Genomic DNA, 15253 nt, shown 5'->3' with positions numbered 1-15253 from the left:
CATCAGTAGGGCTTATGCCCCGTGGATCTCTTGAGTCCCGGGGGTCGGCGAGACGGCTGGGTCTCCCTTGGCGGGGGGTGTTGCCGTCAGGCTGCGAGGCCCGAGCGGGTGGTCAGCGTGGGGGTAACGGGTGTGGCCGTGGTCGTGGGGCTGACCCTGGTGATGCGCGTGGTCGTGGACGGGGCCATGCTCCGTCTGCTCCGGGCCGTGCACGTGGCTATGGGCCGGCCCGCTGCCTAGGGGAATCGGCACCCCATCGGGCTGGCAGGCGCCGGTGCATTCGCGTTCGCACAATGTGCAGGATTCGATCAACCCCTCGACATGGTGGTGGTGACTCCGCTGCGGATCACCCACCTCCGCTTCGAAGCCCAGCACCTGCGCCCGGTACTTACAGAGCGAACAGTTCATCTGGGTGTCCCCGCGCACCACTTCTTCCACACGTTCATGGAAGGTGTCGATCACCAGTGGATGGTCACCGAGATAAGGAGCCTGCACGAAGTCCACGGCGGGATGATCTGCCGCCACACGCTCACTGTGCAGCCGGATGCGGCTCACCAGTACGCCGGAAAAAAGAAAGTAGGGGAACACCACGATGCGGCGAAAGCCCAGCTTCACCACATGGCGCAGCCCCGGTTCCACCAGCGGAAACGTGACACCGGAGTAGAGCGTTTCGCCCCAGCCGAACCCGAACCCCTCCACCAGCATGCGGGTCACCTTGCTGACGTTGGAGTTGGCATCGGGATCGGAAGAGCCGCGTCCCACCACCACCAAGAGGGTGTCGTGCAGCGGCACCGCTGGCTCACCGGCGGCGGCAGCGGCGGCATCCGCCTGCTGCAGCGCGCCACGGATGCGGGCACCCGCCGCCTCGATCATCTTGCGGTCGACACCCAGCTCGCGGCCGTAATCAATGCGCAGACCGGATTCGGCCGCGTAGGTGTTCAGAACCGAGGGAATGTCGTTCTTGGCGTGGCCAGCGGCGAACAGCATTCCCGGCACGGCCAGCACATGCTCCACGCCCTGCTGGCGCAGCTGGTCGAGGCCGTCGCGCAGGATTGGCCGGGCGAATTCCAGGTAGCCGTAGGCCACCGGCAGATGGGGCAGGCGTTGTTGCAGCCCGATCGCAAGCTGGGCGAATTCCTCGACGGCCAGACGGTTGCGGCTGCCATGGCCGCACACCATCACGCCGAGCTTGCCGTTGGCAGAGGCTCCCGCCAGAAGTTGCGCTGGAAGAGGAGCCATCACAAGACCTGTCTCGGGGGACCCTATCGCTCCTCCCACCCTGCGGCGCCTCCGCCATGCTGAGGTCAACGCGCCCGGCCCGATGACTGCCACCTCCACCACCTTGCTGGGGTATGGCGCGGCGGCGCTCACCACCTTGAGCTTTTTCCCCCAGGCGATCAAAACCCTGCGCAGTGGCGATACCAGTGGCATCTCCCTGCGCATGTACACGCTGTTCACCGCAGGCATCTGCTGCTGGCTGCTCTATGGCCTGATCACCCGCGACGGGCCCCTGATCGCCGCCAACGCCATCACCCTGCTGCCGGCCTCGGTGGTGCTCGAGCGCAAGCTGCAGGGGCTCAGGCGCTGTAGGTCTTCCGGGCGGGGATCGGGTAAGGGATCCGCCGATGACGCATCCGCTTCCACACCCGCACGAACGCCCTGATCACCAGTTCCAGTTCGCCCCGACTCAGGCCGCTGTCCTTGAGCTGGCCATCGCTGAGGCGCGCTTCGATGATCCGGCGCACCATGGCGCAGGCCTCCTGCTCCGAGGTGCCGGGCGGCAGCGAGCGCAGCGCGGCCTCGCAACCATCGGCCAGCATCAGGATTCCCGTTTCGCGGCTCTGGGGCGTGGGCCCGCGGTAGCGGAAGCGCTGCTCAGGCACATCGGGATCCTGCTCCCGGGCTTGATGGAAGAAGTAGCCCATTCTCAGAGTCCCCTGGTGCTCGGGGATGAAATCGGCCAGCGGCCGCGGCAGGCGGTATTTGCGGGCCAGCTTGAGCCCCTCGTCCACGTGAGCCTGCAGGATCGCGGCGCTGGCGAAGGGGTCGTTGAGGGTTTCGTGAGGGTTGGCGCCCTCCGATTGGTTTTCGATGAACCATTGCGGCGCGTGCAACTTGCCGACGTCGTGATACAGGGCGCCGGTGCGGATCATGTCGACGTCCGCCTGGATCGCCCGGGCGCCCTCCTCGGCCAGCCCGCAGATCATCAAGGTGTGCTCGAAGGTGCCCGGCGCTTCCATCGACAGCCGCCGCAACAGGGGGCGCTCCAGGTCGGCCAGCTCCAGCAGCCGCGCGCGCGTGAGCAGCCCGAAGAAACTCTCGACGAGCGGTCCCAGCAGCAGGCCGCCCATCAGCAGGCCACCCATCAGCAGCGCCTCTCCCACCAGCTCTGCGCCGCTGGGCGTCACCCGTGCGCTGTTGGGCAACCGATACGACACCTGCAGCACCAGCCATTGCAGGGCCAGGGCCCCAACCGGCAGCACAAGCGCCAGCTGCACCAGCTGGGCGCGGCTGCGCTGCCGGCCTGCCAGCACCGCCGCCACCACCGCCACCAGGGCGGCCACCAGCAGGCGCTGCTCGTTGAAGCCATCGAGGGGTTGGGGCCACAGCAGGCTGGCCACCGCCAGCCAGGCCAGGCCAGCGCCAGTGCCCAGAGCCTGGGCCAGCAGCAGGGTGGGGGGCACCAGCAGCGCCAGTGGGCTGGCGGTGTTGCCGAGCCACAATTTGCAGCCCTGCACCACCAGCAGGGTCCCCAGGGCCAGCAGCGCATGGCGGGGCTCCAGGCTCGCGCGCCAGCGCCGCAGCAGCAGCACCATCACCGCACTGCCGGCGAAGGCTTCGAAGGCATGGCCCAGCCAGGCCCGTAGCAGGGGCCTCCGGTTCACCATGCCGAAGTAATCGAGCACGTCGTAGGCCTGCGGGCTGATCGGTTCCCCCTGGCGGGTGATCAGTTCCCCTTTCTCCACGGTGATGCGCGGAATGCCCTGCTGGGTGAGCAGCTCTTCGATCAAGCCCTGGGTGAGGCCGGCATCGGTGCGCAGGTTGGTGCGGCCCTGCAGGTTCACCGCCAGCAGCCGGCTGCCCAGGCCCAGGCCCGGCTCCGCCAGCGGCGCCAGCTGCAGGGCGGCGGCCGCCTGTAGCTGGCTCTTGGCGATGCTGCTCACGATGCCCTGGCTGAGCATGCGCCGCTGGGCCAGCCGCAGCGCCTGCTGCCATTGCGCCAGTTGCTGCGGCGTGAGGCTGATCAGCCACGCCTGCTCCACCGGGTTCAGATTGAGCGGCCCCACCCGGTTCTGGGGGGAGGCCGCCACCAACTCCAGCTCCCGCAGTTGCCGCTCCAGGCGCTGCTGCAGCTCCCGATCGGCCTGGGGATCCACCACCTGCACGTGGGTGCGGCTGCCCAGCTGAAAACGCCGCTGCTCCAGGGCGTCGCTGTCCACGACTGTGGCGGCTTCCGGTGCCCGGGTGCTCTGCGGGGCCGGGATTCCCGGCCTCAGGCTCGGTTCCACCAGCCAGGGCCAGCTCGACACCCCCGCCACCAGCACGCACACCAGAGCCACGGCCAGCCAGTCGCGTCGGCGCCATGGACAGAGCGCCTGGCATGGCGATTCCTGCCGGAGCCATCGCTGCCAGAGCCTCTGGATGCGCCGACGCAGCAGCACACGCTCCACCTCCGAAGTGGTCAAGCTAGCGAGGACGTCAATCGTGGTCTGGCGGCATGCTGGGCCTTGAACCGTTTGTGGTGGGCATGGCGAAGCTCCTCGATGGGCGGCAACTGGCGAAGGACGTGGAGCAGCGCCTGCAGCAGGTGGTGACGGCGGGCCTGGAGCGGGCCGGTAGGCCGCCGGGGCTGGCCGTGCTGCGTGTCGGTGATGATCCGGCCAGCGGCGTCTATGTGGCCAACAAGGAGAAGGCCTCGGCCCGGGTGGGCATCGCCAGCCACGGCGCCCACCTGCCTGCCGACAGCAGCGCCGCCACGGTGCTCACAGAAATTCAACGTCTGAATTCCGATCCCGCTGTGGACGGCATCCTGCTGCAGTTGCCCCTGCCGCCGGGGCTGGCGGAGGGGCCGCTCCTCAATGCGATCGACCCGGCCAAGGATGCCGACGGCCTGCACCCGTGCAACCTGGGTCGCCTGCTCAAGGGGGAACCCGGTCCGCGCAGCTGTACCCCCGCCGGCGTGATGGCCCTGCTGGCGCGCGCCCAGGTGCCGTTGGAGGGGGCCCGCGCCGTGGTGGTGGGGCGCAGCATCCTGGTGGGCCAGCCGATGGCGCTGATGCTGCAGGCCGCCAATGCCACGGTCACCGTGGCTCACTCGCGCAGCCGCGATCTGGCGGCGCTGTGCCGCGAGGCGGATGTGCTGGTGGTGGCGGCCGGTCGGCCGCGGCTGATCGGTGCCGAGCACGTGAAACCCGGAGCGGTGGTGGTGGATGTGGGCATCCACCGGCTGACGCCGTCAGCGGCTGAGGGGCCCGGCGGCCGCGGCGGGCTCTGCGGCGATGTGCGCTTCGAGGAGGTGGAGCCGCTGGCGGCGGCGATCACGCCGGTGCCCGGTGGTGTGGGGCCCATGACCGTGACGATGCTGCTGGTCAACACGGTGGCCAGCTGGCGGGCGACCTTCGCCCCAGCGCTCGCTGTGGATGGGGCTGGAGCTCCGGCGGACGATCCGCTCGCCGATCTGTTGCCATAGGCGCTCAGCGGCGCCGTGGCCTGAGAGAATCCGCCGCAGTGCGCTGGTACCCATGGCCGTGGCGGTGAGCACGGATTTCGATTTCGCGGCCTACCTGGAGGGGTCCCGCCAGCGCGTGGAGCAGGCCCTCGATGCTGCCCTCGGCCCGGAGCGGCCCGAGTCATTGCGGGAGGCGATGCGCTATTCGCTGCTGGCGGGGGGCAAACGGCTGCGGCCGATCCTCTGCCTGGCGAGCTGCGAACTGGCGGGAGGCACCAGTGCCCTGGCGCTTCCCACCGCGGTGGCACTGGAGATGATCCACACCATGTCGCTGATCCATGACGACCTGCCCGCCATGGACAACGACGACCTGCGCCGCGGACGCCCCACCAACCACAAGGTGTTCGGAGAAGCCAATGCCATCCTTGCCGGCGACGCCCTGCTGACCCGTGCCTTCGAGATGGTGGCGCTGCGCAGCCCCGGCGTGGCCCCCGAACGGCTGCTGCGGGTGCTGGGTGAGCTGTCGCTGGCGGCCGGCGCCCCCGGGCTGGTGGGCGGCCAGGTGGTGGATCTGGAATCCGAGGGCCGCCAGGTGGATCTCGACACGCTCGAATACATCCACCTGCACAAAACCGGCGCCCTGCTGCAGGCCAGTGTGCTCACCGGCGCCCTGATCGCCGGCGCCGAGGACGATCTGCTGGACGCCCTGCGGACCTATTCCCGCGGCATCGGTCTGGCCTTCCAGATCATCGACGACATCCTGGACCTCACCGCCAGCAGTGCCGTGCTGGGCAAGACGGCCGGCAAGGATCTGGCCGCCGACAAGACCACCTACCCGAAGCTGCTGGGGCTGGAGGAGTCGCGTCGCCGTGCCGATGCCCTGGTGCGGGAGTCCAAGGAGGCACTTCAGCCCTGGTTGGCCCAGGCCGGCCCGCTGGTGGCCCTGGCTGACTACATCACCAGCCGCGATCGATGATCGCTGTCCCCTCCGGAACCCCTCCCCTGTTTCAACTGCTTGGCAATGGTGTGCTGGCCTGGGCGCTGATCGCCTGCGGTCTGGCGCAATGCTCGAAGTTGCTCATCGAGCTGGTGGAGCACCGCCGCTGGCGCCCGGCGGTGCTGTTCGAAACCGGCGGCATGCCGTCCAGTCACGCCGCCCTGGTCACAGGCGCGGCGGCGGGCATCGGCTGGCAGCAGGGCTTCGATGATCCGTTGTTCGCCTTTGCCGCCACCGTGGCGTTCGTGGTGATGTACGACGCCAGCGGCGTGCGCCGGGCCGCCGGGCTACAGGCTGGTGCGATCAATGCCCTGCCGCCTGCCACCTGGCAGGACGCCGCACCAGCCAAGCCGCTGAAGGAAAACCTGGGCCACACGCGCCTGGAGGTGCTGGCCGGCAGCCTGATGGGCCCCGCCATCGCCCTCACCGGTCTGGCCCTGGCGGGTTCGCCGCTGCAGATCGCCCAGAGCTGGGGCTGGTTGCCGCTGGCTTGAGCCTTCCTTCCGCTGATGCCCAAGCCTTCACGCCTGGTCAGCGCCAGGCGGTCAAGGCCTTCGTGGCCTGGCTGGACGCTCCTGCCGATGGTCGGCCTTTCGTGCTGAGCGGCTACGCCGGAACCGGCAAGACGTACCTCTCGATGGCCTTTCTGGCGGAGGTGGAGCGTCGGGATCTCTGCTGGACCGTGGTGGCTCCCACCCACAAAGCGGTGGGCGTGCTGCGCCAGTACCTCGAGCTCAGCGGCCTGCGGCCCACCTGGTTTCCCTCCACCCTGCACCGGCTGCTGCGCCTGAAGCTGCGCCGTGACGGCGGCCGCGAGATCTGTGAGGAAACCGAGCAGACGGCGGTGGCCTTGGAGCCGCTGGCCCTGGTGCTGATCGATGAGGCCTCGATGGTGGACAGCACCCTGCTGCAGATCGCCCTGCGCTGCGCCCATCCCTACGGCACCCGGCTGGTGTTCGTGGGCGATCCCGCCCAGCTGCCGCCCGTGGGGGAACCGCTCAGCCCCGTGTTCGATCTGCAGCGGGCCGAGCTGGCCCGGCTCGAGCAGGTGGTGCGCCACCAGGGTCCGGTGCTGCGCCTGGCCACCGGCCTGCGGGAGCAGCGGCTGCCCTGCCGGTTGCCGCCTCAGCTGCCGGCCATCCGGCAGCCGGAGGGCATGGTGGCCCTGCTGGAGCGCTCCGCCTGGCTGGCGGCGGCTCAGCAGGCCCTGCGCCGCGCCGCCGAGGGGGACAACCCCGATCAGGCCCGCATCCTCTGTTACACGAACCGCAGCCTTGAGCAGCTGGTGCCCCTCGCCCGGCGCGCCATCCACGGCGAGATGGCCGACCAGCTGCCGGTGTTGCCGGGTGAAGTGCTGATCACGCGCATGGCGGTGATGGCGCCCGCCTGCCGGGAGGGGGCGGAGGGGGGCGAGGAACCGGACATGGTGTTGGCGTCGAACCGGGAGCTGGTGGTGCGCGACGTGAAGCCCGAGCGTTGCGATCTGGCGGAGTTCGGCCTGGCAGGCCGGGAGGTGCTGGAGCTGTTCGACGGGCTGACCGCGCCGGTGATCGACACCCAGCTGGTGACCGTGCAGCAGCCCGACGGGGAGCTGTCGCTGCGGTTGCTGCCGGCGGCGGGCTCCCCGGCCCGGCGGCAGCTGGAAGGGGTGCTGGCGCAGCTGCGGCAGCAGGCCAGGGCGCTGGGCAAGAAGGAAGCCCGCGGTCTCTGGCGTCGCTACTTCCTGGTGCGGGATGCCTTCGCCTCCCTGGCGCCGGCGGCCGTGCTCACGGTGCACCGCAGCCAGGGCAGCAGCTTTGGTGAGGTGTTCATCGCCGACGATGTGTTCTGGCCCTCCGATCTGCAGCTGCGCCGGCAGCTGGTGTACGTGGCGGTGAGCCGGGCCCGCACGGCGGTATGGATGGTGGCGGGAGCGGGCTCCAGCGCCGATCGCGACTGCTGGAGCCGCTGGCTGGCAGACCCCGAGGCCTGAGCCCGGCGGCTCAGACCATGCGCAGGCCTTCGATGCCCTGCCAGGCCAGGTAGGCCGCCAGCGCCAGGCTGAGGCCGCCCACCACCAGATCCCCCCGGGCGAACAGCAGCTTCTTGGCGCTCTCGAGCCGCGGCAGCATGCGCTCGCGGGCCAGGGCCACCGCCAGGAACGGCACCAGCAGCAGCAGGCTGGACGCCAGGGTGAAGACTGCGGCCATCAGCAGCTCCTGCCCGCGGCCCAGTTGAGCCGCCAGCAGCGCCGATGCCCCCTTGGCCATCAGGAACAGGTCGTCCGGGCTGACCACCTCCAGCGCCGCCCCGGCGCCGATCAGCAGCGGCAGGGGCAGGCGGCAGAAACGGTCGAGCTGGCGCGTCCAGCCTGGAGCTTCCTCCGGACCAGCACCGCGGCTGGTCGGCAGCAGCTCCCGCACCCCCAGGGTGAGCAGGGCTCCGGCCCCCATCAGATCAAGCCCCGTGCGGTGGCTGCTGCCCTGCTCCATGGTGAGCAGCAGGCCGTGGCCCAGGGTGAGCAGCACGGTCACCATCACGGCGATCGTCACGACCCAGCTCAGCACGAACAGGCCACCCCGCCGCAGGGGGTGCTCACCGAGAAGCAACAGCAGCAGCAGGCCCACATGGATCGGGCTGAGGCTGATGCCGCTGCCGTAGGCGATCAGTTCGGTCCAGAGCGAGGGGTCGTGCATCGGGGCGCCAGGGCGCGTTGGCGGTCCCGGCCAGGATGACGCACACGCCGCGCTCAGCGGCGGATCTCGAACCAGTCGTCGCCAGCGATCGGCATCAGGCTGGGGATCACCTCACTCACCAGTGCCCCGGGCGGCCCCGACTCACACCAGAGCCGCAGATCCAGCAGCTGCTGGTTCGGGCCTTCCGCCTGCACCTCCACCGAACCATCGCTGCGGTTGCGCACCCAGCCCGCCACGCCGAGCGCGGCAGCGGCGCGGCAGCAGGCCTGGCGGTAGCCCACACCCTGCACATGGCCGCGCACGATCAGCTGCCAGCGCTCCCGGGAGGCCAGGGAGCCGGCGCTGCGGCGGCTGCCGCCGCCACGGCGAACGGAGCTGTCCGCCGGGCTGCGTCGTGGAGGCGCCGGCAGATCGCCGAACACCCAGCCCAGTGGAGGTGAAGCCAGCTGGCGTGAAGCGTGCGCGTCGTCCATCCTTCACTCCGCGGTGGGCAACCCCATCCCTCAAGCTGCCACAGCGGCTTGATTCCGTCCATCACACCGTTGCCGCCCGACACAGAGGCTGCCGTGGGAGTGGGGTGCAGCTCCCAGCGGTGGAATTCGTGGCCGCAGACGGATTCTCCGCAGCGTGCCACCAGCCCGTCGTGGCTGGGGGTGGCCTGTCGGTAGCCGAGCTGGAGAGCCCCGCGTCGGGCCGTGAACGGCAGCAGGCCAGCCATCGGGTAGGGCTGGCCCTCTGGATCCTCCAACGCCTGCCCCAGCAGCAGCAGGCCACCGCATTCGGCGTAGATCGGCAGGCCGGCGGCTGCGGCACGCCGCAGGTCAGCCAGGCTGCGCCGGGCGGCAGCCAGTTCCGGCGCGTGCAGCTCCGGGTAGCCGCCCGGCAGGATCACCCCTTGACAATCCGGCGGCAGCGGCGCATCGGCCAGGGGCTGCCAAAGCCGCGGCTCCACCCCCACCGCTTCGAGCAGTTCGGTGGCTTCCGGGTAGCGGAAGTGGAAGGCGGCATCGGCGGCAATGGCCACACGCACGGGCTCGGGTGCTGGGGTTTCGTGTTCGAGCCCGAGCGCCCATTGGATCGGATCGCCGCCGGAGGCGGTCTCTGGTGAACTGGCGGGGGGTGCCAGCAGGGGCAGCAGCTGCACGAGATCAAGGTGCTGCTCGGCCAGCGCTGCCCATTCTCCGCAGGTGCGCGTGAGGTCGTGGAGCTCATGGGCGGGCAGCAGCCCCAGGTGCCGTGACGGCAGGCTCAGGCTGGGGTGGCGCGGCAGCAGGCCCAGCACCGGCATGCCGATGGCGGCGAGCGCTTCGCTCAGCAGCGCCTGGTGCCGGGCGGTGCTTACGCCGTTGAGCACCACCCCGGCCATGGTGAGGTCGCGGCGATGGTGCCGGAAACCGTTGACCAGCGCCGCGACCGATCCGGCCTGGCGGCTGGCTTCCACCACCAGCACCACCGGCAGCTGCAGCGCGACGGCCAGCTGGGCGGAGCTGCCCTCGTCGCCGGGCCCGCGGCCGTCGAACAGGCCCATGACCCCCTCCACCAGGCAGTGGTCGGCCTGACGGCCCCACCAGTGGAAACTGCGCTCCACCCATTCGGGGCCGCAGAGCAGGCGGTCGAGGTTGCGGCACGGCCGGCCGCTCACCCGGGCCAGCAACTGGGGATCGAGGTAGTCGGGCCCCACCTTGAAGGTCTGGACGCTGCGGCCGCGCTGGCGCAGCAGGGCCGTGAGCGCCAGGCTGAGCAGCGTTTTGCCGCTGCCGCTGCAGGGGGCCGCAATCAGGCAGGCCATCAGTGCCGGCCCCCCGCCGCTGGGTTCAGGACAGCCTCAGTTCGGCAGCAGCTTGGCTGCCAGCGGAGCAGCGGCGGCGAGCAGCGGCGTGGTGGAGTCGTGGCCGCCACCCAGCAGCCGCCCCATTTCCATCTCATCGGACCCGGGCACCTTCGGCACCACATCTTCCGCCAGCTCCATCCGCGCCACGCCGCCGGCCTCCAGCCGCATGCAGCCGCCGGTTTCCGAGCAGAGGATCACGCAGAGCGGCTTGCGATCGTCGGGTTCGCAGATCAGCCGCAACCCCACGATCGTGCCCGGGTGGCTGCTGGGGATCCCCACCGGCACCGGCATCAGCTTGAGGCGCACTTCCTTGCCGTCGCTGCGCTCGAAGTCGGCGCCGATGGAGTCACCGTCCATTTTGTAACTGGTCACAAAGTGCCAGCCGAGTCGGTCGGCGATCCAGGCGGCCAGCAGCAGCCCCTGCACCGGATGGCTGCCCTCCACATCGATGTCGAGGTGCACCACGTGGCTGAGCGATTCGCGCCGACCGGGCGGGTCGAACACCATCGCCAGCGACTCCCGCCAGCCGCGCAACCGCAGCCAGTTGAGGTCGTTGACGGCGGTGCTGCTGTTGACGCGCTCCTCCAGCAGATCAAGGCAGCGGCGCGGCGGGCCGAGGGCGCTGTCGATCACCAGCCGGCGCCCCGGGCTGCTGAGGGCCGCCAGCAGATCGGGCGCTTCCTCCAGCGAACCGTTCCACCACACCCAGCAGGGCAGGTCGTCGGGCACCAGGGGCTGCAGCAGGCTCAGGCCCTGCCGCAGGGCGTCGAAGTCGCCGCGCAGCACCACCACATCTCCGCAGGTGGCGCCGTTGTTGCCTTCCTCGCTGAGCGGGCAGTAGGCCGCCACAAGCGTTTCCAGGCCGGCGCTATTGCTGAGCGTGGGCGCCAGGGTGATCAGCCGGCGCGGCTGGTAGGCGCTGATCGCCGATTCCACGTGTTGGCCGCGCAGGTCTTCGCCGACGTGGTCGACCCCCGCGTGCTCGCCCAGCGCCCAGGCCAGTTCTGGTGCCAGCGGCGAGGTGCTGGGGGGAAGGCCACAGAAGTCGACCGCTTCACGGGCCGCCTCCAGCACTTCCGGACGCACCACCCCGGTCACCGGGCCTTCCAGCCGGCCCAGCCGCACCAGGTGCTGTTCCACCCAGGCCGGTTGCCACACCAGCAGGGTGAAGGTGCTGGCCCCGCTGCTGTGCCCCAGGTCGTGCTGCCAGAGCTTCTCCAGGTAGCCGGTGAGCTCGGGGGGCGGCAGTTCCACCGGGGCCTGAAGGGTCAGTTGGGGGCTCATGGAGAGAGGGGCAGGGAGGGGGGACGGGACGGATGTGGATGGTGGAGGCCGAGGCGTTCAGGGGCGGCGCCAGACCAGGTCGTCGCTGGCGAGCAGGCTGTCGGCAGCGGCGGGGCCCCAGGTGCGGGCCTCATAGGGCTGGACCGGCAGCTGCCAGGGACTGTCCTCGATCAGCTCCAGCAGGGGGGTGTAGAGGCGCCACGCCGCTTCCACCTCATCGCCGCGGGTAAACAGGGTGGGATCTCCCAGCATGGCGTCGGCGAGCAGGCGTACGTAGCCCTCATCGGAGGGTTCCCCGAACGATTCGTCGTAGGAGAACTGCATGTCGACTGGCCGGCTGCGCATGCCCGATCCCGGAGCCTTCACCTCGAAGCGGAATTCGGCTCCCTCGTTGGGCTGGATGCGCAGGATCAGCTGGTTGGCGGTTGGGCTGCCGCCGGCGGCGTCGAAGAGGTGCACCGGCGCCTCACGGAAGGTGAGCACCACCTCGCTGAGCCGCTTGGGCAGTTGCTTGCCGGTGCGCAGATAGAAGGGCACCCCCTGCCAGCGCCAGTTGTCGATGAACAGCTTCATCGCCACATAGGTTTCGGTGGTGCTGTTCGGGTTGACCCCCGGCTCCTCCCGGTAGCCCTTGATCGGCCGGCTGCGGGAGCCGCCGGGTCCGTACTGGCCGCGTACGCAGCAGTTCCAGGGCTCGGCCTCATCGGCGAGGCGAGCGGCCTGCAGCACCTTGGCCTTCTCGTTGCGGATCGCTTCCGGGTCGAAGCGGCCCGGCGCTTCCATGGTGGTGAGCGCCAGCATCTGGGTGAGGTGGTTCTGCACCATGTCCCGCAGGGCGCCGGAGCTTTCGTAGTAGCCGGCCCGCTCCTCCACCCCCACGGTTTCAGCGGCGGTGATCTGCACGCTGGAGATGAAGTTGCGGTTCCAGATCGGCTCGAAGATGGTGTTGGCGAAGCGCAGCACCAGGATGTTCTGGACCGTTTCCTTGCCCAGGTAGTGGTCGATCCGGAAGACCTGGTTTTCCTGGGCGCAGGCCTGCACGATTCGGTTGAGCTTCTCGGCGCTCCCGTAGTCACGACCGAAGGGCTTCTCGATCACCACCCGGCTGCGCTGCGGGTCGCTCAGCAGGCCGGCATCGGCGAGGGCGCGGCAGCCGCTGCCATAGAAGGTGGGCGACACCGACAGGTAGAAGGTGCGGTTGGAGCGGGTGGCCCGTAGCCGGTCGATGGCCTCGAGCCGCTGGCCCAGGCGCACCAGATGCTCAGGCACCTGCAGGTCCACCGGCTCGTAGAAGAGGCCGCTGCTGAACTGTTCCCAGGCGCTGGCGTGGTCGGCCACCTCCTCCGCCAGGGCCTCGGTCATGCGGGCGCGGAACTCTTCATCGCTCCAGGGGCGGCGGGCGCAGCCCAGCACGGCGAACTCGCTGGGCAGGCGCCGCTGGCGAAACAGCTCGAACAGCGCCGGAATCAGCTTGCGGTGGGTGAGGTCGCCGCTGGCGCCGAAGATCACCAGACACTGGGGCGAGATCACCCGCTCCTGGCGCAACCCGACCCTGAGCGGATTGGTGAGGACGGCGGTCATGGGGGAAGGGCGGGCCTGATTCATCCACGAAAGCCGGGAACCGGCCACCCACGGAGTGCCCAGGCGGCTATGTGGGGGTTTCGGCAAAAAAAAAGCCCGCCCAGAGGGCGGGCCAAGCCTGCAGGAAGCAGCCGGGTCAGTAGGTTTCCACGTGCCAGCGCTCGGCTTTCTTGAGCTGGGGGCGCAGCTCCGACCAGGTCAGCCCTTTGGCTTCGGCGGCCTTGGTCATGGCTTCGTCGATGCCGGGCTCCATGCCCCGCAGACCGCACATGTAGACGTGGGTCTTGGGGTCTTCGATCATGTTGAAGATCTCTTCGCCGTGTTCGGCCACCCGGTCCTGGATGTACATACGGCCGCCCGAGGGGTTCTGCTGCTCGCGGCTGATGGCCTTGGTGTAGCGGAAGTTGTCGGGGAAGTGGCTCAGGTAGCTCTGGAAGTCGTCTTCGTAGAGCAGGTTTGCGGTTGTGGGCACGCCCATGATCAGCCAGGCCTTGCCTTTGAACTGGTAGTGGGGGTTCTTCTCACGCTCGCCGGGATCGAACATGCGGCGCAGATAGGCTCGCATCGGTGCGATGCCGGTGCCGGTGGCCAGCATGATCACGTTGGCGTCTTCGTCGGGCGGGAGGAGCATTTCCTTGCCCACGGGCCCCGTGATCCGCACCTTGGCGCCGGGCTCGATGTCACAGAGGAACGTGGAGCAGACACCGTTGATGGTCTCGCCGTCTTTCTCGTATTGCAGCTGGCGGACGCAGAGCGACACGGTTTTGTCTTCGAGGTTGTCGCCGTGGCGGGTGCTGGCAATCGAATACAGACGCAGCTTGTGCGGTTTGCCGTTGGTGTCGGTGCCATCGGGAATGATGCCGATGCTCTGGCCTTCCACGTAGTGGAGCTTGCCCTCGGAGAGGTCGAAAGTGATGTGGTTCACCCGGCCGATCGCCCCCTCGGCGAGCAGGGAATAGTTGCCGAGCACGGTGCCCACATAGGGGTCCTTCGGCTTGTAGAGGTTCACGGGCACGGCCTCGTGCTTGCCCGGTTCTTTGGCGGCGGTGGTGGTCACAGGAGCGATGGCGGGGGGGGCGACCGGGTCGGAGGGGCCGGGGTCAGGAGATGGGGTGGGGGCCTGGTCGGATTGGGTGACCGAGATCAGTCGTCCTCCCTGCTGGTTGATCAGGCGCAGCGTGGCCTGCATCCGGGACAGCGGCACCATGAAGCGACGTTCGGCCGCTCGCTCTCCGGGACCCTGCAGCCCTTCCACCACCAGGGTGAACATGCGGGCATCGGACTGGCGAAGCGCGGCGGTCGAGGTGCGCATGAAGCGACTCACTGCGGAAAAAGGCTGTCAGATCTTAGGCAACGCTCCGAAGCCACAACCGGCTCCCCAGCAGGTGCGTGGTTCCTGACGCCGACATCCGGGCATCAGGGCTAAGTTTGGTACGCGACAACAGGTTGTCCTCTCCCCTACGTTCCCCGGCACTGGGGTGTTTCTACGTGGTGTCTTCCGCCGGTTCGCTCATCACTGCGTCAAGCCCGGCCACAGGGCAACACTCCTGCCCCCTCGACACCATCCAACAGGAGATGGAGCGCCTGCCCCAGGGGGCTCGCCGTCTGGCCGTTCAGCTGCGCATCGACCTCAAGGACGACCTGATCTGGTCGGTGCTCACGGATTACGAGAACCTCAGCCGCTTCATCCCGAACCTCTCCACCTCGCGGTTGCTGTGGCGCCGCGACGACCGGGTGGGTCTGGAGCAGGTGGGCTGCCAACAGTTCTGCGGTCTGCGCTTCTCGGCGCGGGTGGAACTGGAGCTCCAGGAAGTGCGGGAACACGGCATGCTCCGCTTCGCCATGATCCAGGGCGATTTCCGCCGTTTTGAAGGGGCGTGGCAGGTGAGCCCGGATCCGATCGGCTCCCGGCTCCTTTACGACCTCACCGTGCAGGGCCGCCCGGGTATGCCGATCGCGCTGATTGAGCAGCGCCTGCGCGAAGACCTGGCTGCCAACCTGCGGGCAGTGCAACAGGAAGCACTGCGCCGCTCGGGCCGCCTCTGAGACCACCAGGCGGAGCCTGGCTGGGCTTACAGCCGCTGGCCTTGTGGCGGAAACTCACAGAGAACGGAATGCCGACTTGTTGAGCCTCAGACCCCCAGAGGATCGAGTCTTGATGACGTCACGGAGAGAGTGTGCTCCCTGCAAAGCTTGGCTTCCGGTAGTTAATGATG

At 69.2% G+C, this 15253-nt stretch carries 14 protein-coding genes; 6 read left to right on the top strand and 8 right to left on the bottom strand.

Annotation, left to right across the window (positions count from 1 at the left end; all coding sequences use genetic code 11):
• Positions 1–12 precede the first annotated feature (12 nt).
• Positions 13–1239, bottom strand: a complete 1227-nt coding sequence (locus ACWJI3_RS07675) for a sirohydrochlorin chelatase (protein ID WP_480203391.1) — start codon at positions 1237–1239, stop codon at positions 13–15.
• Positions 1240–1321: 82 nt separating this feature from the next.
• Between ACWJI3_RS07675 and ACWJI3_RS07670 the strand changes: the two genes are divergently transcribed.
• On the top strand, positions 1322–1663 hold the full coding sequence (locus ACWJI3_RS07670; protein WP_480203390.1) for a SemiSWEET family sugar transporter: 342 nt from the start codon (positions 1322–1324) through the stop codon (positions 1661–1663).
• Here the strand turns inward: ACWJI3_RS07670 and ACWJI3_RS07665 are convergent.
• Complete coding sequence (locus ACWJI3_RS07665; RefSeq protein ID WP_480203389.1) at positions 1578–3686, bottom strand: HDIG domain-containing metalloprotein; 2109 nt, start codon at positions 3684–3686, stop codon at positions 1578–1580. The genes ACWJI3_RS07670 and ACWJI3_RS07665 overlap by 86 nt on opposite strands.
• A 62-nt stretch (positions 3687–3748) precedes the next feature.
• On the opposite strand from ACWJI3_RS07665, the gene folD reads away from it, so the two are divergent.
• Genes folD through ACWJI3_RS07645 form a run of 4 tightly spaced genes read left to right on the top strand, consistent with a single transcriptional unit; the run spans position 3749 to position 7638 of the window.
• Positions 3749–4690: a bifunctional methylenetetrahydrofolate dehydrogenase/methenyltetrahydrofolate cyclohydrolase FolD gene (gene folD / locus ACWJI3_RS07660; protein WP_480203388.1), complete on the top strand. Its 942-nt coding sequence runs from the start codon at positions 3749–3751 to the stop codon at positions 4688–4690.
• Between the two features lie 52 nt (positions 4691–4742).
• The gene (gene crtE, locus ACWJI3_RS07655; protein ID WP_480203387.1) at positions 4743–5645 is read left to right on the top strand and encodes a geranylgeranyl diphosphate synthase CrtE; all 903 of its coding nucleotides are present in this window, start codon (positions 4743–4745) and stop codon (positions 5643–5645) included.
• Positions 5642–6160: a divergent PAP2 family protein gene (locus ACWJI3_RS07650; RefSeq protein WP_094510389.1), complete on the top strand. Its 519-nt coding sequence runs from the start codon at positions 5642–5644 to the stop codon at positions 6158–6160. The genes crtE and ACWJI3_RS07650 overlap by 4 nt, the downstream gene beginning before the upstream one ends.
• Entirely contained in the window at positions 6157–7638 is a 1482-nt protein-coding gene (locus ACWJI3_RS07645; protein ID WP_094510390.1) for an AAA family ATPase, read from the top strand. The genes ACWJI3_RS07650 and ACWJI3_RS07645 overlap by 4 nt, the downstream gene beginning before the upstream one ends.
• 10 nt (positions 7639–7648) lie before the next feature.
• On the opposite strand, the gene ACWJI3_RS07640 is transcribed toward ACWJI3_RS07645, so the two are convergent.
• The 6 genes from ACWJI3_RS07640 to petH form a co-directional block, all read right to left on the bottom strand.
• Complete coding sequence (locus ACWJI3_RS07640; protein ID WP_255099712.1) at positions 7649–8341, bottom strand: GAP family protein; 693 nt, start codon at positions 8339–8341, stop codon at positions 7649–7651.
• 53 nt (positions 8342–8394) lie between these two features.
• Positions 8395–8643 carry an acylphosphatase gene (locus tag ACWJI3_RS07635; RefSeq protein WP_233132726.1) on the bottom strand — a complete coding sequence of 83 codons (249 nt, stop codon included), beginning with the start codon at positions 8641–8643 and terminating at the stop codon, positions 8395–8397.
• Positions 8644–8645: 2 nt separating this feature from the next.
• A complete protein-coding gene (locus ACWJI3_RS07630; RefSeq protein ID WP_480203386.1) occupies positions 8646–10130 on the bottom strand; it encodes a cobyrinic acid a,c-diamide synthase CobB in 1485 nt (494 codons plus the stop codon).
• A 36-nt stretch (positions 10131–10166) separates the two neighbouring features.
• Positions 10167–11456 carry a glucose-6-phosphate dehydrogenase assembly protein OpcA gene (locus tag ACWJI3_RS07625; RefSeq protein WP_094510393.1) on the bottom strand — a complete coding sequence of 430 codons (1290 nt, stop codon included), beginning with the start codon at positions 11454–11456 and terminating at the stop codon, positions 10167–10169.
• Between the two features lie 57 nt (positions 11457–11513).
• The gene (gene zwf, locus ACWJI3_RS07620) at positions 11514–13037 is read right to left on the bottom strand and encodes a glucose-6-phosphate dehydrogenase (protein WP_094510394.1); all 1524 of its coding nucleotides are present in this window, start codon (positions 13035–13037) and stop codon (positions 11514–11516) included.
• 136 nt (positions 13038–13173) lie between these two features.
• Positions 13174–14349, bottom strand: a complete 1176-nt coding sequence (gene petH, locus ACWJI3_RS07615; protein ID WP_094510395.1) for a ferredoxin--NADP reductase — start codon at positions 14347–14349, stop codon at positions 13174–13176.
• A gap of 263 nt (positions 14350–14612) precedes the next feature.
• On the opposite strand from petH, the gene ACWJI3_RS07610 reads away from it, so the two are divergent.
• A complete protein-coding gene (locus tag ACWJI3_RS07610; RefSeq protein WP_255099709.1) occupies positions 14613–15083 on the top strand; it encodes an SRPBCC family protein in 471 nt (156 codons plus the stop codon).
• The last annotated feature ends 170 nt before the right edge of the window (positions 15084–15253 follow it).

Source organism: Marcopretia estuarina LEGE 06307 (assembly GCF_056633115.1).
The sequence above is the reverse complement of the archived record's forward strand: the minus strand, read 5'-3'. Positions and strand labels throughout refer to the sequence as shown.